Annotated in this window: 18 protein-coding genes and 1 other RNA gene; 11 read left to right on the top strand and 8 right to left on the bottom strand. The window is 70.3% G+C overall.

Going from position 1 to position 22,394, the window contains the following annotated elements:
* Positions 1-71 precede the first annotated feature (71 nt).
* Positions 72-779: a phosphate regulon transcriptional regulator PhoB gene (phoB, locus tag BUQ68_RS12915; protein ID WP_075216401.1), complete on the bottom strand. Its 708-nt coding sequence runs from the start codon at positions 777-779 to the stop codon at positions 72-74.
* A 148-nt stretch (positions 780-927) separates the two neighbouring features.
* A complete protein-coding gene (locus tag BUQ68_RS12910; protein WP_075216400.1) occupies positions 928-2,307 on the bottom strand; it encodes an ATP-binding protein in 1,380 nt (459 codons plus the stop codon).
* 177 nt (positions 2,308-2,484) lie between these two features.
* On the opposite strand from BUQ68_RS12910, the gene ppk2 reads away from it, so the two are divergent.
* A complete protein-coding gene (gene ppk2, locus BUQ68_RS12905) occupies positions 2,485-3,501 on the top strand; it encodes a polyphosphate kinase 2 (RefSeq protein ID WP_083656549.1) in 1,017 nt (338 codons plus the stop codon).
* Positions 3,502-3,526: 25 nt separating this feature from the next.
* Here the strand turns inward: ppk2 and BUQ68_RS12900 are convergent, their stop codons facing one another.
* A complete protein-coding gene (locus tag BUQ68_RS12900) occupies positions 3,527-4,621 on the bottom strand; it encodes a response regulator (RefSeq protein WP_175577810.1) in 1,095 nt (364 codons plus the stop codon).
* 449 nt (positions 4,622-5,070) lie between these two features.
* Between BUQ68_RS12900 and galE the strand changes: the two genes are divergently transcribed.
* Genes galE through kdsA form a run of 3 tightly spaced genes read left to right on the top strand, consistent with a single transcriptional unit; the run spans position 5,071 to position 7,977 of the window.
* A complete protein-coding gene (gene galE, locus BUQ68_RS12895) occupies positions 5,071-6,063 on the top strand; it encodes a UDP-glucose 4-epimerase GalE (RefSeq protein WP_075216398.1) in 993 nt (330 codons plus the stop codon).
* Positions 6,064-6,115: 52 nt separating this feature from the next.
* Positions 6,116-7,087 (top strand): KpsF/GutQ family sugar-phosphate isomerase, encoded by a 972-nt coding sequence (locus BUQ68_RS12890; protein WP_075216397.1) that lies wholly within the window; start codon positions 6,116-6,118, stop codon positions 7,085-7,087.
* Between the two features lie 32 nt (positions 7,088-7,119).
* Positions 7,120-7,977: a 3-deoxy-8-phosphooctulonate synthase gene (gene kdsA, locus BUQ68_RS12885; RefSeq protein ID WP_075216396.1), complete on the top strand. Its 858-nt coding sequence runs from the start codon at positions 7,120-7,122 to the stop codon at positions 7,975-7,977.
* Between the two features lie 42 nt (positions 7,978-8,019).
* Here the strand turns inward: kdsA and BUQ68_RS12880 are convergent, their stop codons facing one another.
* Positions 8,020-9,198: an alpha/beta hydrolase gene (locus tag BUQ68_RS12880; RefSeq protein ID WP_075216395.1), complete on the bottom strand. Its 1,179-nt coding sequence runs from the start codon at positions 9,196-9,198 to the stop codon at positions 8,020-8,022.
* A gap of 165 nt (positions 9,199-9,363) precedes the next feature.
* On the opposite strand from BUQ68_RS12880, the gene BUQ68_RS12875 reads away from it, so the two are divergent.
* The 3 genes from BUQ68_RS12875 (at position 9,364) to BUQ68_RS12865 (ending at position 12,690) form a co-directional block, all read left to right on the top strand.
* Positions 9,364-10,722, top strand: a complete 1,359-nt coding sequence (locus BUQ68_RS12875) for an aspartate aminotransferase family protein (protein WP_075216394.1) — start codon at positions 9,364-9,366, stop codon at positions 10,720-10,722.
* 8 nt (positions 10,723-10,730) lie between these two features.
* Positions 10,731-12,110, top strand: coding sequence for a glutamine synthetase family protein (locus tag BUQ68_RS12870; protein ID WP_245293243.1), 1,380 nt, complete (start codon positions 10,731-10,733; stop codon positions 12,108-12,110).
* A gap of 154 nt (positions 12,111-12,264) precedes the next feature.
* On the top strand, positions 12,265-12,690 hold the full coding sequence (locus BUQ68_RS12865) for an OsmC family protein (RefSeq protein WP_075216393.1): 426 nt from the start codon (positions 12,265-12,267) through the stop codon (positions 12,688-12,690).
* A 26-nt stretch (positions 12,691-12,716) separates the two neighbouring features.
* Here BUQ68_RS12865 and recR read toward each other — a convergent pair whose 3' ends face one another.
* From recR to ffs, 4 genes are all read right to left on the bottom strand, one after another.
* Positions 12,717-13,322, bottom strand: coding sequence for a recombination mediator RecR (gene recR / locus BUQ68_RS12860; RefSeq protein WP_075216392.1), 606 nt, complete (start codon positions 13,320-13,322; stop codon positions 12,717-12,719).
* A gap of 25 nt (positions 13,323-13,347) precedes the next feature.
* Positions 13,348-13,674 (bottom strand): YbaB/EbfC family nucleoid-associated protein, encoded by a 327-nt coding sequence (locus BUQ68_RS12855; protein ID WP_075216391.1) that lies wholly within the window; start codon positions 13,672-13,674, stop codon positions 13,348-13,350.
* A 156-nt stretch (positions 13,675-13,830) separates the two neighbouring features.
* The gene (locus tag BUQ68_RS12850; RefSeq protein ID WP_075216390.1) at positions 13,831-15,804 is read right to left on the bottom strand and encodes a DNA polymerase III subunit gamma/tau; all 1,974 of its coding nucleotides are present in this window, start codon (positions 15,802-15,804) and stop codon (positions 13,831-13,833) included.
* Positions 15,805-15,940: 136 nt separating this feature from the next.
* Positions 15,941-16,037: signal recognition particle sRNA small type (gene ffs, locus BUQ68_RS12845), an RNA gene on the bottom strand.
* A gap of 341 nt (positions 16,038-16,378) precedes the next feature.
* Here ffs and BUQ68_RS12840 point away from each other — a divergent pair.
* The 4 genes from BUQ68_RS12840 to BUQ68_RS12825 form a co-directional block, all read left to right on the top strand.
* Positions 16,379-18,238, top strand: a complete 1,860-nt coding sequence (locus BUQ68_RS12840; protein ID WP_425349528.1) for an extracellular solute-binding protein — start codon at positions 16,379-16,381, stop codon at positions 18,236-18,238.
* On the top strand, positions 18,238-20,133 hold the full coding sequence (locus BUQ68_RS12835) for an extracellular solute-binding protein (protein ID WP_075216389.1): 1,896 nt from the start codon (positions 18,238-18,240) through the stop codon (positions 20,131-20,133). Before BUQ68_RS12840 ends, BUQ68_RS12835 begins: the two co-directional genes overlap by 1 nt.
* Positions 20,134-20,235: 102 nt before the next feature.
* The gene (locus BUQ68_RS12830) at positions 20,236-21,345 is read left to right on the top strand and encodes a microcin C ABC transporter permease YejB (RefSeq protein WP_075216388.1); all 1,110 of its coding nucleotides are present in this window, start codon (positions 20,236-20,238) and stop codon (positions 21,343-21,345) included.
* 5 nt (positions 21,346-21,350) lie between these two features.
* The coding region (locus BUQ68_RS12825; RefSeq protein WP_075216387.1) for an ABC transporter permease at positions 21,351-22,394 on the top strand (1,044 nt) is incomplete at its 3' end.

Here is a 22,394-nt window from a genome sequence, read left to right as displayed (position 1 = left end):
TGTCATATGGGGAGGCGGCCGGTGCCGGTCAGGCCCGGCGCTGCGCCGGAGCCCCCTGCCGAGGCCGGCTCTCAGGCGCCGGCGGCCCGCTCCTCGAACCGCTCGTCGAAGCTGTAGCCGGCGCCCCGGACGGTGCGGATCGGATCCGGCAGGTCGCCGTGGTTGAGCGAGCGCCGCAGGCGGCCGACGTGCACGTCCACGGTGCGGTCGTCCACATAGACGTCCCGCCCCCAGACACCGTCCAGCAGCTGGTCGCGCGAATAGACCCGCCCGGGGCTGCGCATCAGGAAGTCCAGGAGCTTGAACTCGGTCGGGCCGAGGTGCACATCCCGGCCGGATCGGCGGACCCGGTGCGTCTCGCGGTCGAGTTCGATGTCGCCGACCACCAGCCGGCTCGCCGTGGCGTCCGGATCGACCCGGCGCAGCAGCGCGCGGACCCGGGCGATCAGCTCCGGCACCGAGAAGGGCTTCACCACATAGTCGTCGGCGCCGGTGGCAAGCCCACGGACCCGGTCTGTCTCGTCGGCGCGGGCGGTCAGCATGATGATCGGCAGCCGCCGAGAGCGCGGATCCTGGCGCAGGCGCCGGCAGAGCTCGATTCCGGAGAGGCCCGGCAGCATCCAGTCCAGCACCAGGACGTCGGGCAGGCCCTCGTCCAGGCGGACGGCGGCGTCGTCGCCCCGGGCCGCCACGTCCACCTGGAAGCCCTCGGCCTCCAGGTTATAGGTGAGCAGCGCCCGAAGGGGCTCCTCATCCTCCACGATCAGTACGCGCGTCACGGAACCCGTCTCGTTGTCCCCGGCGACGGCCGGCGGTCCGGCCGTTGTCGCAGAGGAGACATTGCATGGCCTCCGATCGGCGGCCTGCGACGGAGGCGCGGACCGGGGCCGGGCGGCGACGCCAGCGCCACCGCTCTTCCATGACGTTCTAGTGACGGTCGAGGGAAAGATCAACGGCCGGGCCGGGGCGCACGGCCGACCCCGCGCCTGCGGCCGCCGCGGGGGCCGATTCCAGCCAGATGCTGAAGCTCGCGCCCTCGCCCGGCGTGGAGCGGATCGAAAGCCGGCCCCGATGGCGGGCGACGATGTGCTTGACGATGGCGAGCCCGAGGCCGGTGCCTTTGCGCCGGCGGCTCTGGTCGGCGTCGACCCGATAGAAGCGCTCGGTCAGCCGCGGCAGGTGTTCCGGTGCGATCCCTGGACCGTCGTCGCGCACCGTGAGCAGCCGCCCCTCGGCGCCGTCCGGGCCCTTCTCCGCCGTCAAGGTGATGTCCACCCGCCCGCCGTCCCGCCCGTATTTGAGGGCGTTCTCCACGAGATTGGTGGTCACCTGGATGAGCTCGTCCCGGTCGCCGCGCACCCGGTGGTCGACCGGCGCCAGGGTGCGGACGACGCGCGCGCCGGTCTCCTCGGCGAGCGGCCCCAGCATGTCGATCACCTGCCCGACCACCTGCGCCATGTCGACGGAGGTCTCCGGCCGCAGGTGCGCCTTCATCTCGATGCGCGACAGGGAGAGAAGGTCGTCGATCAGGCGGGCCATGCGGCCGGCCTGCTCCAGCATGATCTTCAGGAAGCGCTCGCGGTTCACCTCGTCGTTGCGGGCCGGACCGAGCAGGGTCTCGACGAAGCCGGTGAGGGACGCGAGCGGCGTGCGCAGTTCGTGGCTGGCGTTGGCGATGAAGTCCACGCGCATGCGCTCCACGCGCATCATCTCGGTTTCGTCGTGCAGCCGGACGAGAATGAAGTCCGTGCGCGCCCGGCCCTCCCGGCGGCCGACGCGCACCCCGGCGACGCGGGCGAGCCAGGCTCGTTCTGTCGGCACCCGCTCGGCGAACCGGACCGCTTCCACGTCGCCGCCGCGACCGACCCGCTCCAGGGCGGCGAGAAGCTCCGGCACCCGCAGCTTGAACGACAGCGGATCGCCGGGTCGTGCCATCCCGAACCGCTCGCCGGCGGCGTGGTTCTGGTAGCGGACGATGCCGGTCCCGTCGGTGATGAAGCACGGGTCCTCGATCACGTCGACCACGAGCTTCATGCCGGTGTCGGGCCACACAGGGGTCGTGCCGGAGGTCCGCGCCGGCCGGTCCGGCGGGCGATGCGGGGCGCCGCCAAGGCCGAACGCCACCGCGCCGGCCAGGATCAGCAGCCCGGCGGCCGCGCCTGCCATCGGCACGTCGTAGACGAGGATCGCCGCCCCGGCGACCATGGCGGCGACCGCCAGCAGCAGCCGATGCGCCCGCAGCCGCGCCACGGCCCGCGAGGATGCCGTCGTCGGTGTCCGGCTGTCGTCCGCCCCGGCCATCTCCATGTCCACTCCCGTGCCCGACGGGCACCGTCGGCATGCCCTGTCGCGGTTTGCCGGCAAAAGATGGGCGTCCACCGTGCCAGGCTGTTCGACAGTCTGCCCGCGAATCATCCAGCGTGTCGCTTTCGTCGCCCAGCCTGTTAGCATCATGCGGCGACGCTGGGGTGACGGGAGGCGGACATGAGCAAGAAGCCGAAGGCAAAGACCAAGAAATCGGCCACGGAAGCCAGCGCGAACGGCCGCGACGGGCACGCGGTCGACACCGCCCTTGCGGCGGCGGAGCCGCAGGCCCTCGCCGACCGCGAAGGGGCCGCGGTGCTCGCCAACCATGCGCCGCAGGCACCAAGCATTCCGGTCGGCGACATCCATTTCGACCTGGACGACCCGGTGCTCGCGCCCGAGATCGTCGAGCGGGCGCTGGCGTCCGGCGGCTATCCCTACGAGGATACCACCAAGGACCGGGTCTACGAGGACCAGTTGCGGCTCCTGCAGATCGAACTCGTCAAGTTGCAGAAGTGGGTGAGCGAGACCGGCGCTCGGGTCGTCATCCTGTTCGAGGGGCGCGACGCGGCCGGCAAGGGCGGCATGGTGGAGACGGTACGCGCCTACCTCAACCCCCGCTCCGCTCGCGCCGTGGCCCTGCCCAAGCCGAGCGACACCGAACGCGGCCAATGGTACTTCCAGCGCTATGTGGCGCAGCTGCCGACCCGCGGCGAGATCGTGCTGTTCGACCGCTCCTGGTACAACCGGGCAGGGGTGGAACGGGTGATGGGCTTCTGCAGCGAGGCGGAGGTGCGCTCCTTCCTGCACCAGGCGCCGGTGTTCGAACAGTTGCTCGTGGACGACGGCCTGATCCTCTTCAAGATCTGGCTCGACATCGGCCGCGAGATGCAGCTGAAGCGCTTCTACGACCGGCGGCACGACCCGTTGAAGATCTGGAAGCTGTCGCCGATCGACATCAAGGCCCTCGGCCTCTGGGATGCCTACACCAAGGCGCGCGATGCCATGCTGGCGGCCACCCACAGCGTCCACGCCCCGTGGACGGTCATTCTCGCCAACGACAAGAAGCGCGCCCGGCTGAATGCCATCCGGCACATCCTCTCGTCGGTCGACTATGCGGAGAAGGCGCCGGAGGCCATCGGGTCGGTGGACCCGGCCATCCTCGGCCAAGGCCCCGATCTCCTCAACCGGCGCTGATCCCGAAGCCCGTTCGCCGGTGCGGTCAGGCCGCCGGGGGGCGCAGCGGAACCGAGAGGATGGCGGCGAACGGCGCGCTCGGCGCGCCGAAGCCGCAATGGCCGCCCGCCGCCTGGGCCAGAGTCTCGACCAACATGCGGCGGGCATCGGCCGCCGCCCGCGTGCGCGCCGCCTCGCTGCCGTCGACCGGGGCACGGTGCGGCGCGGTGTCGGCGGTCATCCGCACGAGGAGCGCGCCGGAGACGACCTGCGGCGTCACCACGAGCGGACGGCCGGCGCGCACCAGATCGAGGGCTTCCACGAAGAAGCCGTGCAGGAGATCGGTGAAGATGGCCGGGTTGGCCACCAGGGGCACCGGGAGGTAGGGCGCCAGGAAATCGATCCGGGCCGCCCGCCCGCCGCGCACCCGAAGGGTCGCCACCGCGTCGGTCAGATAGGGCACCGCGTCGAAGCGGACCGGTCCGCCCCGGCGGCTCGCCCGGTCGAGGTCGGCGAGCCGGTCGATGACGTCGCCCCTCAGCGATCCGTCGACGGCCGACAGGTCGGCGATGAAGCGGCCGGCGAAGGCCTCGTCGGTGGTCGCGCCCACCACCGGCCCGGCAGCGTCGAGCGTCCGCATCAGCGCCCGCAGCCAGGGGCCGACGCCGCCTGCCTGCCGGGCATCCACCGCATCGGCGACGACGCCGGCCGGCAGGAGCGTGTTGAGGATGCGGTCGAGGGCGGCGGCCGACAGGTCGTCCTTGGCCACGAAGCCGGCGGCTCCGGCCCGGCGCCCGATCAGTTCGATGTCCTCGTTCTCCAAGGACGACACCAGCACCACCGCCGCGTCGGTGGCCCGGGCCAGTTCATCGATGAGCGGCACGGTGGTATCGCCGCCGAGCCAGAAGTCGCAGAACACCACGTCGTAGGCATGCTCGGCCGTCAGGGTCCGCGCCGTATCGAGGGTCGAAGCGTGCACGAGTTCGACCTGGAAGTGGGCGGACTTCGCCAGATGGCGACGCATCAGGAACACGTCGTCGGCGTCATCCTCCACATAGAGGACGGTCAGCGGCCTCAGGGCCTGCGGGCGATCCGTGGCGCCGACCACGGTCAGCCGCGGGGCGCTCCGTCTCTTTGGCACCTTGTGGTCTGAGGGGCCGAACATTGTCTCTCCCACCGCCGAACCCGTTCGACGGGCTTGCGAATCGCCCATCAGCCTCGTCGAAGGCGAAGGCCTTAACAACCCTTCAACCAGTATGATTAACAGTTGGTTAACCGGCTCGCGTCCGACCCCCCGCCCGGCACGGGCTGTGACGGCGCCTCGAGCTGGCGAAGCCGACCCTACGAACCGGGTGCGAAAACCGCGTTTCGCACCGGCCGGTCCGGGCAGGCACGATGAGCGGAACACACCGCAGATTTCGATCGTGGTGAGCAATGGCTTAACCGGCCTGCGGCGCCGTTGACCGCGTTTTTCGTTTCACCAGACCAACGGCGCCTCCCGAATTGCCATGGGCTTTGTGCTCGCCTATTGACGCCAGACGGGGTGTCGAAGGCCGACGCTCCGGAACCGGCGGCGGCGGAGACGGCAACATGGCGATCCTTGTGACGGGCGGAGCGGGCTACATCGGCAGCCACATGGTCCACGCTCTGGTGGACCGCGGCGAAACGGTGGTGGTGGTGGACGATCTTTCCACCGGCTTCGACGCGGTGCTGCCGCCTGCGGCCACGCTGGTGGTGGGCGACATCGGCGACCAGCCTCTCGTGGAAGGCCTGATCGCCCGCCACGGCATCACTGGCATCGCCCATTTCGCCGGCTCCATCGTGGTGCCGGAATCGGTGGTCGACCCGCTGAAATACTACCTGAACAACACCGTCAAATCCCGGGCGCTGATCGAGGCGGCGGTGCGCGGCGGCGTTCAGTCCTTCCTGTTCTCCTCCACCGCCGCCGTCTACGGCGAGCCGCAGCGGGCGCTGATCGACGAGACCATGGCGCCGGCGCCGGTCTCTCCCTACGGCTGGTCCAAGCTGATGACCGAGGTGATGCTGCGCGACACCGCCGCCGCCCACGGGCTGCGCTATGCGGTGCTGCGCTACTTCAACGTGGCCGGCGCCGACCCGGCCGGCCGCACCGGCCAGTCGACCCCGAACGCCACCCACCTCATCAAGATCGCCAGCCAGACCGCCCTCGGCGAACGGCCGATGATGCGCGTGTTCGGCACCGACTACCCGACGCCGGACGGCACGTGCCTGCGCGACTACATCCACGTCAGCGACCTGATCGAGGCCCACGTCCTCGCCCTCGCCCACCTGATGGAGGGGGGCGCCAGCCTCACCTGCAACTGCGGCTACGGCACCGGCTATTCGGTGCTTGAGGTGATCGACGCGGTGAAGCGGGTGTCGGGGGTGGACTTTGCCGTCGAAATCGCAGACCGTCGCGCCGGCGACCCGTCCGCCCTGATCGCCGATTCCACAAGGATCCGCGACCTCCTCGGCTGGGCGCCGAAACACGCGAACCTGGACACGATCGTGTCCCACGCCCTTTCCTGGGAGGATTCGCTCCGCAAGCGCAACAGCCGGCCCTGACGCCGCGACCGTGGCACGGCGCGGCCAAAGGGCCGATCAGGACCCTCCCGCCATGCCTTCCAAGACGACGGCCTCCGCCCTGAGGACCCTCGACATCGCCACGGACGCCATCGAGGCCGTCCGCACCGAGATCCGCGCCGGAGACCTCGGCATCCGTCTCGCCGAGGCGGCCCGGGTCATCCTCGGCGCCGCCGGCCGGCTGATCGTGGTCGGCGTCGGCAAGAGCGGCCATATCGGCCGCAAGCTCGCCGCCACCTTCGCCTCCACCGGCACGCCGGCCTATTTCGTTCATGCCGGCGAGGCCAGCCATGGCGACCTCGGCATGATCGACCGACGCGACGTGGTGCTGGCGCTCTCCTGGTCGGGCGAGACCACCGAGCTTGCCGACATCCTCACCTACGCGCGCCGCTTCGACGTGCCGTTGATCGCCCTCACCTCCGGGGCGCAGTCCACCCTCGCCCGCAACGCGGACGTGGCGCTGGTGCTGCCGAAGGTGCAGGAGGCCTGCCCGAACGGGCTGGCGCCCACCACGTCCACGCTCCTGCAGCTGGCCGTCGGCGACGCCCTGGCGATCGCGCTCCTGGAGGAGAAGGGCTTCTCGGCCATCGACTTCCGGGTCTTCCACCCGGGCGGCAAGCTCGGCGCGCAATTGACCTTCGTGCGCGACCTGATGCACAGCGGCGAGCGCATGCCGCTGCTGTCGGAGGGCGCGCCCATGTCGGAGGCGCTGATGGAGATGACCTCCCGCGGCTTCGGCGTCGTCGGCATCGTCGACCGGGAGGGCGACCTCGTCGGCGTCATCACCGACGGCGACCTTCGCCGCCACATGTCGGCGACGCTGCTCGCCGAGACGGTCGACGCGGTCATGAGCCGCAACCCCAAGACGATCCGGCCGGACGTGATCGCCGGCGAGGGTCTGGAATTCATGCAGGCGCGCCAGATCAGCGTGCTTTTTGTCGTCGAAGATCGTAAGCCGGTCGGCATCGTCCACGTGCTCGACCTGTTGCGCGCCGGCGTCGCCTGACCCGCCCGGCCGAGCCCCGAAGGATCACCAAGATGGCCATCGCCACGCCCCAGAAGACCGTCCCGGTCGGTCGCGTCACGTTCGGAAACGAGCTTCCCTTCGTGCTCATCTCCGGCCCCTGCCAGATCGAAAGCCGCGACCACGCCTTCCGCATCGCCGACGCGCTCGCCGAGGCGACCGCCAAGGCGGACGTGCCCTTCGTCTACAAGTCGTCCTACGACAAGGCGAACCGCACCTCCCTGAAGGGCCAGCGCGGCGTCGGCATCGAGGCCGGCCTGGAGATCCTCGCCGCCGTGCGCGAGACCTACGGCTGCCCGGTGCTCACCGACATCCACGACATCGCCCAGGCCCGCCGGGCCGCCGAGGTGGTGGACATCATCCAGATCCCGGCCTTCCTCTGCCGCCAGACCGACCTTCTGATCGCCGCCGGCGAGACCGGCAAGTGCGTCAACGTGAAGAAGGGCCAGTTCCTCGCCCCGTGGGACATGGCGAACGTCGCCGACAAGATCGCCTCCACGGGCAACGAGAACCTGCTTCTTTGCGACCGCGGCACCTCGTTCGGCTACGGCGCCCTGGTGACGGACTTCCGCGGCCTTCCGATCATGGCCGAGACCGGCTACCCGGTGGTATTCGACGCCACCCATTCGGTGCAGGAGCCCGGCGGGCGCGGCACCTCGTCCGGCGGCAAGCGCGCCTTCGCGCCGACGCTCGCCCGCGCCGCCACGGCGGTCGGCTGCGCCGCCGTGTTCGCCGAGGCGCACGACGACCCGGACAATGCCCCGTCCGACGGCCCGAACATGCTGCCGCTGTCCTGGATCCCGGGCTTCCTCGCCGACCTGAAGGCGCTCGACGAGATCGCCAAGGCCCGCGTCCTCACCGAAGGCTACTGACCGGGCCGGGCGCCGCCCCCGTGCGCGCCCGGCGGCCCCGCCTCAGCGCCGGATGATGGCCTCCACCGGCGCCGTCAGGATGGCGGCCGGCGTGGTGATGATCACGCCGGCGGTGGTGCCGACCGCGCCGCCGATGTTGCGGCCGAGCGTGCCGATCGTCTCGCCGACGCTGGTCGCCTCGAACTCCAGGTCGTCGCCCGCCGCCAGCCGGTCGCGCAGGCGGCGCAGGAAGCCGGGCGCGACGGCGTTGAACTTGTCGTGGTTGAGGCCGTCGAGGCCCTCCACGTTGGTGAGGTCGACGACGATCACCCCGAGGCTGGCGATGGCGGCGGTGTCTTCCGTGTAGCCGCCGACGCGCGGCTTGTCGCCGGCGAGGATGGACGAGACCAGAAGCGCCCGGTCGTCGGTCGACACCATCATGATGAAGGGCTTGTCGGGCACGCCGTAGCGGTCCATCTGCGCCTTGAACACGTCCACGTCGATGTCCGGCGAGGCCAGCACCACGTCGGAGAGCTTGCCGCCGAGGTCCGGGCGGCCGCTGATCTTGGCCTGCCGCAGAGCCTCGACCGCCACCCAGTTGCCCATGGAGTGGGCGAACAGCACCACGTTGCGGGCGCCGCTTTCGGCGGCGAGGCGCAAGGTGAGCTCCAGGGCGTCGCGGGCGACGGTGGCGCTGTCGCGGTCGTACACATAGTCGAGGATCGAGCCGCGCGAGGCCCAGGTGAACAGCACCGGCACGCCGCCGAACCCGGTGTCGTGGTCGATCTGGGCGAGCCGGTAGACCCCCTCGTCGAAGGTGGTGTTGTAGCCGTGCACGAACACGAACACTGTCCGGTCCTCCGGCGCCTTTGCGGCGACGGCCGCCTTCAGCCGCGCCTTGAAGGCGGCCTCGCCGTCGAGATAGCTGCGCTCCCGCGTGACGAAGTGCCGTGACGGATCGCCGGGCGCCCGGGGCGGCCATTCCACCGTGCCGGGCTTGTGGTTCGGCGGGATCGACACCGCCAGATGGGCAAAATCGATGCCCTCGGACCGCTCGCCGGAGAACATCGCGGCGGTCTCCGGCTCGCGCAGCCGCGTGGTGGCGACCAGCACGTCGACCCGCTCGGCGCCCGGCGCCGCCACGTCGGTCGGGATCAGAGCCCCGTCGTCCGGCCGGCCCGCGCAGGCGGCGAGGGCAAGCGCGAGGAGGAGGGCGGGGAGGCGGCACCAGGGCATCGGCATTGACCTATATTGTTATACGCATTCTTTTGTCCGCCCGCGCCCGCTCTGGCAACCCATGACAACCCATCCGGGCGGTTCGGAGGCAACCGGTTGTTCGTGGGTATGACTGGACAAGGCGTGCCGGCCGTGGCTTCGTGCGCCACCCATTCGATATCCGACGATCTCATGACCCCCACCGCCCTTTCCGAGCGCGCCGCCGCCTTCCTGATGTCCGAGCGGGCGCGCTTCATCGACCGGAACCCGGCGTCCCGGGCGCTCGCCGAGGCGGCCGGTCGGCATTTTCCCGGCGGCGTTCCGCTGCACTGGATGAAGGACTGGGGCACGCCCTTTCCGCTTGTGGTCGCCCGGGCGACCGGCGCCGACCTCACCGACGCGGACGGGCATGGGCTGGCGGACTTCTGCCTTGGCGACACCGGCGCCATGTTCGGCCACGCCCCTCCCCCCGTGGTGGCGGCGATCGCGGCGGCGGCCGAGGGCGGTCTCACCGCCATGCTGCCGTCCACCGAGACGGCCGTGGTCGGCGACCTCCTCGCCGAGACGTTCGCCCTGCCCTACTGGCAGGTGACCCAGACGGCGAGCGACGCCAATCGGGCGGTGATCCGCTGGGCCCGGGCCATCACCGGCCGGCCGCGCATCCTCGTCTTCGAGGGCTGCTACCACGGCCAGGTGGACGACGTCTTCGTCACCCGGGCGCTCGACGGCCGCACGGTGGTCCGGCCCGGCCTCCTCGGCCAGGTGGCGGACATCGCCGCCACCACGGTCTGCTGTCCGTTCAACGACCCGGCGGCGGTGGCGGCGGAGCTCGCCCGGGGCGACGTCGCCCTGGTGCTCACCGAACCCGCGCTCACCAACACCGCCATGGTGCTGCCCGCGCCGGGCTTCCTGGACGCCGTCGCCGACGCCTGCCGGGCGGCCGGCACTCTCCTTTGCCTGGACGAGACCCACACCATTTCGACGGCGCGCGGCGGCTATGCCCGGGCGCACGGCCTCGCACCGGATTTCCTGGTGGTCGGCAAGCCGATCGCCGGCGGCCTGCCGGCGGCGGTGTTCGGCTTCACCGCTGCCGTGGAGGCCGCCATGCAGGCGGTGGACGCGCGCCGGCCGGCCGGCTATTCGGGCATCGGCACCACGCTCTCGGGCAACCGGCTGCAGCTCGCCGCCATGCGGGCGACCCTCGAGGCCATGATGACGCCCGCCGCCTACGACCACATGCTGGCGCTTTCCGCCCGGCTCGCCGACGACGTTTCGGCCGTGATCGCCCGCCACGGCCTGCCCTGGTCGGTGACCCGGCTCGGCGCCCGCGCGGAGATCGTCCATAGCACGGCGCCCCTTCGCGACGGGGCCGAGGCGGCCGCCAGCATCGACCACGGCGTGGAGTCCGCCGTCCACCTGGGGCTTCTCAACCGGGGCGTCGTCGTCACGCCCTTCCACAACATGACGCTCGTCTCCCCCGCCACCCGCCCGGACCATGTGGACCGGCTGGTGGCCGCCCTCGACGACGTCCTCTCCCTGCTTGCTCGGTGATCCCGCCCGTGTCCGACCGTCCCGCCTATATCGCCGACCCGTCCGAAGCCGAGGCCTTCCTTGCCGCCAATCCGGACGTGGTGCAGTTCGAGTGCTTCCTCACCGACCCGTCCGGGGTCCAGCGGGGCAAGATCCTCCGGCGGGAGGAGATGATGGGCGCCTACCGCACCGGCCGGCCGCTGCCCTGCTCCATCCTGTCGCTCGACATGCGCGGCGCAGACGTGGAGGAGACCGGGCTCGTCTGGGACGAGGGCGACAGCGACCGCCTGTGCCGGCCGGTGAAGGGCAGCCTCGTCCGCTCGCCCTGGCGGGCGACGCCGACGGCCCAGTTCATCCTCACCTCCTTCGAGGCGGACGGGCGCGGCACCGAGGCCGACCCGCGCCACGCCCTGGTGCGGGTGGCCGAGGCCTGCCGGGCCGCGGGCTTTCAGCCGGTGGCGGCGGTGGAGCTGGAGTTCTACCTTCTCGACGGCAAGGCCGCCGCCGAGGGCCGGGCGGTGCCGCCGACGGCGCCGAACGGCTTCCGCCAGGGCGAGCTGCAGGCCTACCTGATCCAGGATCTCTCCGACTTTTCCGGCTTTCTCGACGACGTCTACCGGGCGGCGGAGATCGCCGGACTGCCGGCGCGCACGCTCATATCGGAGTATTCGCCGGGCCAGCTGGAGATCGTGCTGGAACACCGGACCGACGTTCTGCGCGCCTGCGACGACGCCATCCTCTGGAAGCGCCTCGTCAAGGGCGTGGCGGAGAAGCACGGCTATGCGGCCACCTTCATGGCCAAGCCCTACCAGGGCTTCGCCGGGTCCGGCACCCACCTTCACGTGAGCTTCGCCGACGAGGCCGGCGCCAACCTCTTCGCCGGCGACGAGCCGGCCGGCAACGCGCTCCTCCGCCAGGCGATCGCCGGCCTGGAGGCCACCATGGCGGAGGGCATGGCCTTCTTCGCCCCGAACGCCAACTCCTACCGGCGCTTCCGGGCCAACTCCTACGCGCCGGTCGGGCCGGCCTGGGCGATCGACAACCGCTCGGTGCCCATCCGCGTCACCGCCGGACCGCCGAAGACGCGCCACCTGGAACACCGAGTGTGCGGGGCCGACGCCAATCCTTACGTCGCCATGGCGGCGGTGCTCGCCGGCATGCTGGAAGGTGTGGAGAAAGGACTTCAGCCGTCCGAGCCCATCACCGGCAACGGCTACCAGCAGATCGCGCCGAGCCTGCCGCGGGCCTGGCCGGAGGCGCTCCGGCGCGCCCGCCAGTCGGAGGTGCTGAAGCGGCGGCTCGGCGAGCGATTCACCGACATCTTCCTCACCATCAAGGAGGCGGAGTGCGACCGCTTCTTCGCCGAGGTCACCGACCGCGACTACGCCTGGTACCTGCGCCTCGCCTGAGAGCGTTCCGGTCCCGGCCGCCGCGCCGTCATCGACCTCTCGCGGTTGCGCCCTATAGTCCTTTTCGCCGCCCGATTTCTCGGGCGGCGCCGCCTCCGCCGCGGTCTCGACCCGGCGACGGTGGCCGCATCGATACGAGGACGGGAGAGACGTCATGAAGCGCACGGCGACAGCGGTCTGGAGCGGGGCCCTCAAGGACGGCACGGGCACGATCGACACCCAGAGCGGGGCCTTCTCCAGCCAGCCCTATTCTTTCAAGTCCCGGTTCGAGGACGAAAGCGGCCGGTCCGGCACCAACCCGGAGGAGTTGCTCGCGGCCGCCCACGCAGGCTGCTTTGCCATGCAGCTCTCCCACTTCCTCGCCGAGAACGGCACCCCGGCGGAGCGGCTGGAGGCGAGCGCGGCGGTGGAGCTCGTGCCCGGCACCGGCATCACGGGCAGCGCCCTTACCCTGACGGCGACCGTGCCGGGGATCGATGAAGCCAAGTTCCGCGAACTCGCCGACAAGGCCAAGGCCGAATGCCCGGTGTCGCGGGCCCTCGGCGCCATCACGGTAACGCTGGACGCGTCCCTCGCCTGACGGCGCGGAGACGAAAAGCCGAACGATCAGAACGGTGTGCGGGCCCGGATGGCGGCCGCGAGGGTGCCCTCGTCGAGGTAGTCGAGCTCGCCGCCGACCGGCACCCCGTGGGCGAGCCGGGAGACCTTGACGTCCAGGCCCTGCAGCCGGTCGGTCACGTAATGGGCGGTGGTCTGGCCGTCGACCGTGGCGTTGACGGCCAATATCACCTCCTTGACGGCGGGATCGTGGGCCCGTTCCACCAGACCGGCGATGTCGAGGTCGTCGGGGCCGATGCCGTTGAGGGGGGAGAGGACGCCGCCGAGGACGTGGTAGCGGGCGTCCACCGCGCCGGAGCGCTCCAGCGCCCAGAGGTCGGAGACGTCCTCCACCACCACGATGGTGCTGGCGTCCCGGCGCGGATCGGTGCAGACGAAGCACGGGTCGGTGGTATCGATGTTGCCGCAGGACGAGCAGACGCGCACGGTCTCGCCCACCCGGCCGAGCGCCTCGGCGAGCGGGATCAGCAGCTGGTCCTTGCGCTTGACGAGCTGCAGCGCGGCCCGGCGCGCCGAGCGCGGGCCGAGCCCGGGCAGCCGGGCAAGGAGCTGGACCAGCCGTTCGATCTCCGGTCCGGTGACCCGTCGGGACATGATGGCCTTTCCGCCAAAGCCTTGATCAGAAAGGCAGCTTCATCCCGGCCGGCAGGTTGAGGCCGCCCGTGACCGCCTGCATCTTCTCCGCGATCGCCGCCTCCAGCTTGGTGCGGGCGTCCGCGTGGGCGGCGACGATCAGGTCCTCCAGGATGTCGCCCTCGTCCTCCTTGAGGAGGGAGGGATCGAGCTTAAGGGCCTTCAGGTCGCCCTTGCCGGAGAGGGTGACGGTGACGAGGCCGGCGCCGGCCGCGCCGGTCACCTCCACGCGGCCGATCTCCTCCTGGGCCTCCGCCATCTTGGCCTGCAGGGCCTGCGCCTGCTTCATCATCTTGCCGAGGTCGCCGAACATGGAGGTCTCCTTCGTGTCGCCGGATGTCGTCGTTTGTAGCCGTTTGTCGTCGTTTGTCGTCGGCTTGTAAGGGCTTCGTAGCCGGTTTGTCGTCGTGCGGGCTCCTGAGGTCGGTCCGCCCGTCCGCCCCGTCAAGCGCCGGGGGACGCGTGCCGGTCAGTCGTCGAAATCGGAGGGCTCCCAGTCGGGCACCAGGAAGTCCGGGTCGACCGTGTCGAAATCCTCCGCGGCCGTCCCCACCGGGTCGAACGCCGGCTCCGCCGCCGTCTCGGCGGTCATGCGCACGTCGACGATCTCGGCGCCGGGAAAGCGCGCCAGGATGGCGGAGACCACCGGGTCGGCCCGGGCGTCGTCCACCGCCGTGCGGCGGGCCGCGTCGCGCCGGGCCTGGACGGTCTCCGCCCCGGCCTCGCGGGAGAGGGCGACGATCCAGCGGCGGCCGGTCCAGGCCGTGAGCTTGCGGCCGAGTTCGCCCGCAAGGTTCGGGTTGGCGGTCGGCAGCGGGTTCAATTCCAGCCGCCCGTCCTCCAGACGCACCAGCCGGACGTCCCGTTCGAGGGCGATCTTGAGGCCGATGTCGCGCCGCTCCGCGCAAAGCGCGATGACGTCGTCGAAGGTGGCGAGCGCCACCGCCGGCTCGCCCGCGAAGGCCGGCCGGGCCGGATCGGCGGCCGGCGACGGCCGGGCCGGCGCGCCTCCGGGGCGCCCGTCGCCCGAAACCGTGCGCAGCATCGCCTGGGGCGCGGCGGGCTCGACGCCCAGCCCCGCACTCATGGCGGCGCCGAGCCCCGCACTCATGGCGGCGCCCGGACTCGCACCCATGCCGGCGCCCGCGCCGGTCGGGCCGCCCGGCCCGGTCGGCGTCGCGCTTCGGCCGGCTGCCGGGAGGGCGCCAAGGCCTTCCTTCAATTGACGGATCGCCTCGTCGGGGGTCGGCAGGTCGCTCGCGTAGGCGAGGCGGACGAGCACCATCTCGGCGGCCGGCAGCGGGCGCGGCGCGGCCTGCACCTCGGCGATGCCCTTCAGGAGAAGCTGCCAGGCGCGGCTCAGCACCCGCACCGAGAGCGTCTCGGCGAAGGCGCGGCCGCGGGTGCGCTCGGCTTCCGTCAGCGACGGATCCTCGGTCATGGCCGGCACGTGCTTCATGCGGGTGACGAGATGCACGAAGGCGGCGAGATCGGAAAGCATGACGGCCGGGTCGGCGCCGACGTCATACTGGTCGGCGAGTTCGCCGAGGGCTTCGGCCACGTCGCCCTTCATGACCATCTCGAAGAGGTCGATCACCCGCGCCCGGTCGGCAAGGCCCAGCATGGCCCGCACGGTCTCGGCCGAGACCGCTCCGCCCCCGTGGGCGATGGCCTGGTCCAGGATGGTGAGACTGTCGCGCACCGAGCCTTCGGCCGCGCGGGCGACGAGGGCCAGCGCCTCGTCGTCGACCGTCACCTGTTCGGCCGCCGCGATCCGGCGCAGGTGGCCGGTGAGGAGGCCGCCGTCGACCCGGCGCAGATCGAAGCGCTGGCAGCGGGAGAGCACCGTGATCGGCACCTTGCGGATCTCGGTGGTGGCGAAGATGAACTTCACATGCTCGGGCGGCTCCTCCAGGGTCTTCAGGAGGGCGTTGAAGGCCGCCGTCGACAGCATGTGCACTTCGTCGATGATGTAGACCTTGTAGCGGGCTGTAACCGGCTTGTAGCGCGACGCCTCGATCACCTCGCGCACATCGTTGACGCCGGTGTGGGAGGCGGCGTCCATTTCGATGACGTCCACGTGCCGGCCTTCCATGATGGCGCGGCAGTGGGTGCCCTCCTCGGGAAGGTCGACGGTCGGCCGATCGACGCGGCCGGGGATTTCGTAGTTGAGGGCGCGGGCGAGGATGCGGGCGGTGGTGGTCTTGCCGACGCCGCGCACGCCGGTGAGCATCCAGGCTTGGGCGATGCGGCCGGTCTGAAAGGCGTTGGAGAGGGTGCGCACCATGGCGCCGTGGCCGATCAGGTCGGCGAAGCTCTGCGGCCGGTACTTGCGGGCGAGCACCCGGTAGCCGGCGGCCGGACGGATCGGTTCGGCCGGGATGAGGCCGGCCGGCTCCCGATCGTCGAGCGTGGGGGCGCCAAGGGCGGGCGTGTCGTCCATGCGCGGCTTTCTCCGGCGGCCCGTCCGCCGGCCCTGCGATCGCCGGCCGACGCTGAAGACACTGGCAGACGCCCCGACCGTGCCTGAAAGGGCCAGACGCCCCGTGGGGGAAGACGAGGGGGCGCGGAAAAACGGGGTGGGAGGCCGACGAGTGACCCGAGCCGGAGCTCGTTGGGGCTGCTTCCTTCCGGACCTGACCCGGTTGGCGAGTGGCACGTCCACTGCCAACCTCCCGGCTCACATATCGCGACTGCGCGACGAAAACGCAAGAGGGTCCTTGGCGGCCGTCCCCGGTCGCCGCCGGCAAAGGCCAGAGCGGCCGCCCGTGCGGCGAGACGACCGCGCAACAGTCTGTCGGCCGGGCTCCCCACCATGAAATTTCTGTTATTTTGAGGGGCCGTCCTGGTTTGGCCCGAACTTCGGGCTACCTCTGACCCATGGACCATCGGCGGAAGGGAAGAGCTGGATGCGGTGTGGCTTGGCAAGGACGGCGGCGGCCTCGATCGGCCGGCGCGAGGAAACGGCGGCCGACCGGCCGGCACGCGGCCTTCGCGGCGCCGGCGCCGCGCTTCTGGTGGCGGTGGGGCTCGGCCTTGCGGCCTTGCCGGCGACGGCCGTCGCGCAGGACGCGCCCGCGGCCACCGGCGGCGGCGAACCCGTCTGGCGGCACGCAACGGCACTTGCCGGCACGCCGAAATACGGCCCTGACGCCAAGCACTTCGACTATGTGAACCCGGACGCCCCGAAGGGCGGCACGGTGCGGCTCGGCGGCGCTTCGCAGACCTTCGACACGCTGAACCCCATCCTGCCGCGCGGCGTGCCGGCGGACGGCCTCGGCCTCCTCTACGAGACGCTGACCACCTCCTCGCTCGACGAGCTGGACATCTCGGCCTCCTACGGCCTCCTCTCGGAGGCGCTCTCCTATCCGGACGACCTTTCCTCGGTGACCTTCCGCCTTCGGCCGGAGGCACGCTGGCACGACGGCCAGCCGGTGACCCCGGAGGACGTGATCTGGTCGTTCGAGCAGCTGAAGGCCCTCAATCCGACCCAGCGCTTCTACTACCAGCACGTGGTGAAGGCGGAGAAGACCGGCGAGCGGGACGTGACCTTCACCTTCGACGAGACCGGCAACCGCGAGCTGCCGCACATCGTCGGCCAGCTCCTGGTGCTTCCCAAACACTGGTGGGAGGGCAAGGACGCGAACGGCAACCAGCGCTCCATCGAGAACGGCACCCTGGAGCCGCCGCTCGGCTCCGGCCCCTACCGGATCGCCCGCGTCGACGCCGGCCGCAGCATCACCTACGAACGGGTGCCCGACTACTGGGGCGCGAGCCTGATGGCGAACGTCGGGACGAACAACTTCGACCGCATCAGCTACGAATACTACCGCGACCTGACGGTGGAGTTCGAGGCCTTCAAGGCCGACAAGATCGACTACTGGACCGAGAACGAAGCCAAGCGCTGGAACACCGGCTACGACATCCCGGCCGTGCGCGAGGGCCGTATCCTCAAGGAGGACGTGGCGCTGGAACAGGTGAGCGGCGTCATGGTGGGCTTCGTGCCCAACATCCGCCGTCCGCTCTTTACCGACCGGCGGGTGCGCCAGGCGCTCAATCACGTCTTCGACTTCGAGGAGCTGAACAAGTCGCTCTTCTACGGCCAGTACGAGCGCATCGACAGCTTCTTCTACGGCATCCCGCTCGCCTCCTCGGGCCTGCCGGAAGGCCAGGAGCTTGAGATCCTGGACAAGGTGCGCGACCAGGTGCCGGCGGAGGTGTTCACGGTGCCCTACGACAACCCGGTCGGCGGCACCCCGGAGAACGTGCGCACCAACCTTCGCCGGGCGGTGGAGCTCTTCCGCGAGGCCGGCTACCGGCTGGAAGGCAATCAGATGATCGGCCCGGACGGCCAGCCGGTGACCTTCGAGCTGCTTCTGAACGGCTCCACCATCGAGCGCGTCGCCCTGCCCTACGCCCAGGCGCTGAAGCGCATCGGCGTGACCATGACCATCCGCCCGGTGGACAGCAACCAGTTCGTCAGCCGCGTCCGGTCGCGCGACTTCGACATGATCTACACCGGCTGGGGCCAGTCGCTGTCGCCCGGCAACGAGCAGATGGACTACTGGGGCTCGGCCGCCGCCGACAGCGAGAGCTCGCGCAACTACGCCGGCATCAAGGATCCGGCGGTGGACGCGCTGATCCGCGAGGTGGTGTTCGCCCGCGACCGCGCCACCCTGGAGGCCGCGACCCGGGCGCTCGACCGGGTGCTTCTCGGCAACCAGTTCGTGATCCCGAGCTACACGATCCTGACCGACCGCATCGCCTACTGGAACCGCTTCGGCCACCCGGACCCGCTGCCGCGGTTCGACGTGGGCTTCCCGTCGGTCTGGTGGTTCGACACCGAAAAGGCCGCCAAGACGGGCGGAGGAGGCTGATGGACCCGACGACCCCGCATGCCGCCAGACTGGGCGCCCTCACGCGGCGCCGCCTGCTGCAGCTTTCCGGCACCGCGGCGCTTGCCGCCGCGGCCGGCGTTCTTCCCGTGCGGGTGGCCCAGGCGGGCCGGACGGCGCACGGGCTCAGCGTCTTCGGCGACCTGAAGCACCCGGCGGATTTCCCGCACTTCACTTATGTGAACCCGAACGCCCCGAAGGGCGGGCGCTTCGTCTACGCGGTGCCGAACTGGGTGCTGAACCAGGACCCGGACACGTTCGACACGCTCAACACGCTGGTGCTGCGCGGCAGCGCCCCGCCGCGGAGCGAGATCATCTACGACAGCCTGATGGTGCGCGGCCTCGACGAGGCGGACGCGCTCTACGGTCTCGTCGCCGAGACGGTGGAGGTGTCGGACGATGGCAACACCTACACCTACACGCTCCGCCCGGACGCGCGCTTCCACGACGGCACCCGGCTGACCGCCGAGGACGCCGCCTTCAGCTACCGGATCCTGAAGGAGAAGGGGCACCCGACCTTGTCGGAGGGCCTGCGTGAACTCGTCTCCGTGGAGGCGATCGACGCCGGCATCCTGGAGCTCGTCTTCTCCGGCAAGCAGAGCCTGTCGGCGCCGCTCGACGCGGCCGCCTATCCGATCCTGCCCAAGGCCTATTGGGAGGGCCGCGACTTCGAGGCCTCCACCCTGGAGCCGCCGCTCGGCTCCGGCCCCTACCGGATCGGCCGCTTCGAGGCCGGCCGCTTCATCGACTACGAGCGGGTGGAGGACTACTGGGCCAAGGACCTGCCGGTGAACGTCGGCCGGTTCAACTTCGGCACCATCCGCATCGAGTTCTACCGGGAGCGGCAGGCCGCCTTCGAGGCCTTCAAGAAGGGCGAGATCGACTTCCGCCAGGAGTTCACCTCCAAGACCTGGGCGACCGAATACACCTTCCCGGCACTCGCCGCGGGCCGGGTGATCAAGCGCGAGGTGCCGTCGGAGGCGATCCCGTCGATCCAGGGCACCTTCTTCAACATGCGGCGGCCGAAGTTCGCCGACATCCGGGTGCGCGAGGCGCTCGGCATCCCGTTCGACTTCGAGTGGACGAACAAGAACCTCTTCTACGGCATCTACGAGCGGCAGACCTCGTTCTTCCAGAAGTCGCCGTTCGCGGCGACAGGTCCGATCCCGCCGGAGGAGGCCGCCCTGATCGAGCCCTTCCGGGCCGACCTGCCGGCCGCCACCTTCGGCGAACCGGTGAGCCCGCCGGTGTCGGACGGCTCCGGCCGCGACCGGGCGATGCTGCGCCGGGCGGGTGAGTTGCTCCAGGAGGCCGGCTACCGGCGCGAGGGCAACCAGCTGGTGGGGGCGGACGGGGCGCCGCTGACGGTGGAGATCCTGACGGAATCCTCCATCTGGGAGCGGGTGCTCGGCCCCTATGTGCAGAACCTGACGGCGATCGGCGTGACCGCCACCATCCGGGTGGTGGACGCGAGCCAGTACCAGGCGCGCACCAACGACTTCGACTTCGACATGACGATCCGGGCCTTCTCCATGGGGGCGACCCCGATCGAGAGCCTGGACGCCTTCTTCCATTCGCGGCTGGCGGCGCGGGCGGGCTCCTATAACCTCTCCGGCATCGCGCACCCGGCGATCGACGCCCTGATCGAGCGGGCGGGGCGGGCGACCAGCCGGGAGGACCTGATGGTGACGGTGCGGGCGCTCGACCGGGTGCTGCGCGCCTTGCATGTCTGGATTCCGAACTGGTACTCCTCGGTGCACCGGATCGCCCACTGGGACAAGCTCGGCTGGCCGGAGGCAAAACCCGCCTACGGCTTTCCGGTGGAGACCACCTGGTGGATCGACGCCGACAAGGCCGCGGCGCTCGCCAAGGGCTGACGCCGGTCCCGGCGGGTGGGCGCGGGCTCGTCCGCCGCCGACGCTCCGTCCACGCGGCCGGGGCGTCTTTCGCCGCATGCAGTCAGGGACTGAACACCGCCCATGGGCGCCTACATCCTCCGCCGCCTCCTCCTGATGATCCCGACGCTGATCGGCATCATGGCCATCAACTTCGTGGTTGTGCAGTTCGCCCCCGGCGGGCCGGTGGAGCAGATCATCGCCCGGCTGCAAGGGACCGACGTGTCGGCGACCGAGCGCATCTCCGGCGGCGGCGGCGACTTCTCCGGCGTCCAGGCGGGCGCCGACCAGGGCGGGGCGGTGAACACGTCCAAGTATCGGGGCGCGCAGGGGCTCGACCCGGCCTTCATCGCCGAACTGGAACAGGAGTTCGGCTTCGACAAGCCGCCTCTGGAACGCTTCCTCCTGATGCTGTGGAACTACGCCCGCTTCGACTTCGGCGAGAGCTATTTCCGCGACGTGACGGTGATCGACCTGGTGCTGGAAAAGATGCCGGTCTCCATCTCGCTCGGGCTCTGGATGACGCTTCTGTCCTACGGCATCTCCATCCCGCTCGGCATCGCCAAGGCCGTGCGCGACGGCTCCCGGTTCGACGTGTGGACCTCGGCGGTGGTGATCGTCGGCTATGCGGTGCCGGGCTTCCTCTTCGCCGTGCTCCTGATCGTGCTCTTTGCCGGCGGCAATTTCCTCGACATCTTCCCCTTGCGCGGCCTCACCTCCGACAACTGGGCCGAACTCTCCTGGCCGGAGCGGATCCTCGACTATTTCTGGCACCTGGTGCTGCCGCTGACCGCCATGGCGCTCTCCGCCTTCGCCACCTCCACGCTCCTTGTGAAGAACTCCTTCCTGGACGAGATCCGCAAGCAGTACGTCCAGACCGCCCGCATGAAGGGCCTCACCGAGCGGGCGGTGCTCTACCGGCACGTGTTCCGCAACGCCATGCTGATCGTCATCGCGGGCTTTCCTGGCGCCTTCATCGGGGCCTTCTTCGCCGGATCGCTCCTCATCGAGCAGATCTTCTCGCTGGACGGCCTCGGCCTCCTCGGCTTTGAAAGCGTGATCCAGCGCGACTACGCGGTGGTTTTCGCCACCCTCTACATCTTCTCCCTGATCGGCCTCGTGGTGGGGCTGATCTCGGACCTCACCTACACCTGGATCGATCCGAGGATCGATTTTGAGAGCCGGGAGGTCTGACGCCCATGGACGCCAAGACCCCCGCCGCCGACACCCGACCGGAGCCGCGCGCCAAGCGGCCCTTCCTGTCGCCGCTGAACCAGCGCCGGCTCGCCAACTTCAAGGCCAACCGGCGGGGCACCTGGTCCTTCTTTATCTTCATGGTGCTCTTCGTCGTCACCCTGTTCGCCGAGCTGATCGCCAACGACCGGCCGCTCATCGCCTCCTACAAGGGCGAGATCCTCTATCCGGTGCTCGTCAACTACCCAGAGGAGAAGTTCGGCGGCTTCCTCGCCACCACGGACTTCCGCGACCCCTTCATCCAGGACGAAATCGAGGCCAACGGCTGGATGGTGTGGCCGCCGGTCCGCTATTCCTACCGCACCATCAATACCCAGATGCCGACTCCGGCGCCGGCGCCGCCGGCCTTCCTTCTGACGCGCGAGGAACGCTGCGTCGCCTATGCGGACGGGGCGGCGGACAAGAACTGCACCTTCGGCAACTTCAATTGGCTCGGCACGGACGACCAGGGCCGCGACGTGGTCGCGCGCCTCATCTACGGCTTCCGCATTTCGGTGCTGTTCGGGCTGACGCTCGCCATCATCTCCTCAGCGATCGGCATCGCGGCCGGCGCCGTGCAGGGCTATTTCGGCGGCTGGGTGGACCTTCTCTTCCAGCGCTTCATCGAGATCTGGAGCGCCGTGCCGACGCTCTATCTCCTCATCATTTTGTCCAGCGTGGTGGCGCCCTCCTTCTGGATCCTCCTCGGCATCCTCCTCCTCTTCTCCTGGGTGTCGCTGGTGGGGGTCGTCCGGGCGGAGTTCCTTCGCGCGCGCAACTTCGAATACATCACCGCCGCGCGGGCGCTCGGCGTCTCCAACCTCACCATCATGTGGCGCCACCTCCTGCCCAACGCCATGGTGGCGACGCTGACCTTCATGCCCTTCATCCTTAACGGCTCGATCACCACGCTGACGTCGCTCGACTTCCTCGGCTTCGGCCTGCCGCCCGGCTCGCCGTCGCTCGGCGAACTGCTCGCCCAGGGCAAGTCCAACCTGCAGGCCCCCTGG

The organism is Mongoliimonas terrestris (genome assembly GCF_001927285.1).
GTDB classification, from domain to species: domain Bacteria; phylum Pseudomonadota; class Alphaproteobacteria; order Rhizobiales; family Pleomorphomonadaceae; genus Chthonobacter; species Chthonobacter terrestris.
The sequence above is the reverse complement of the archived record's forward strand: the minus strand, read 5'-3'. Positions and strand labels throughout refer to the sequence as shown.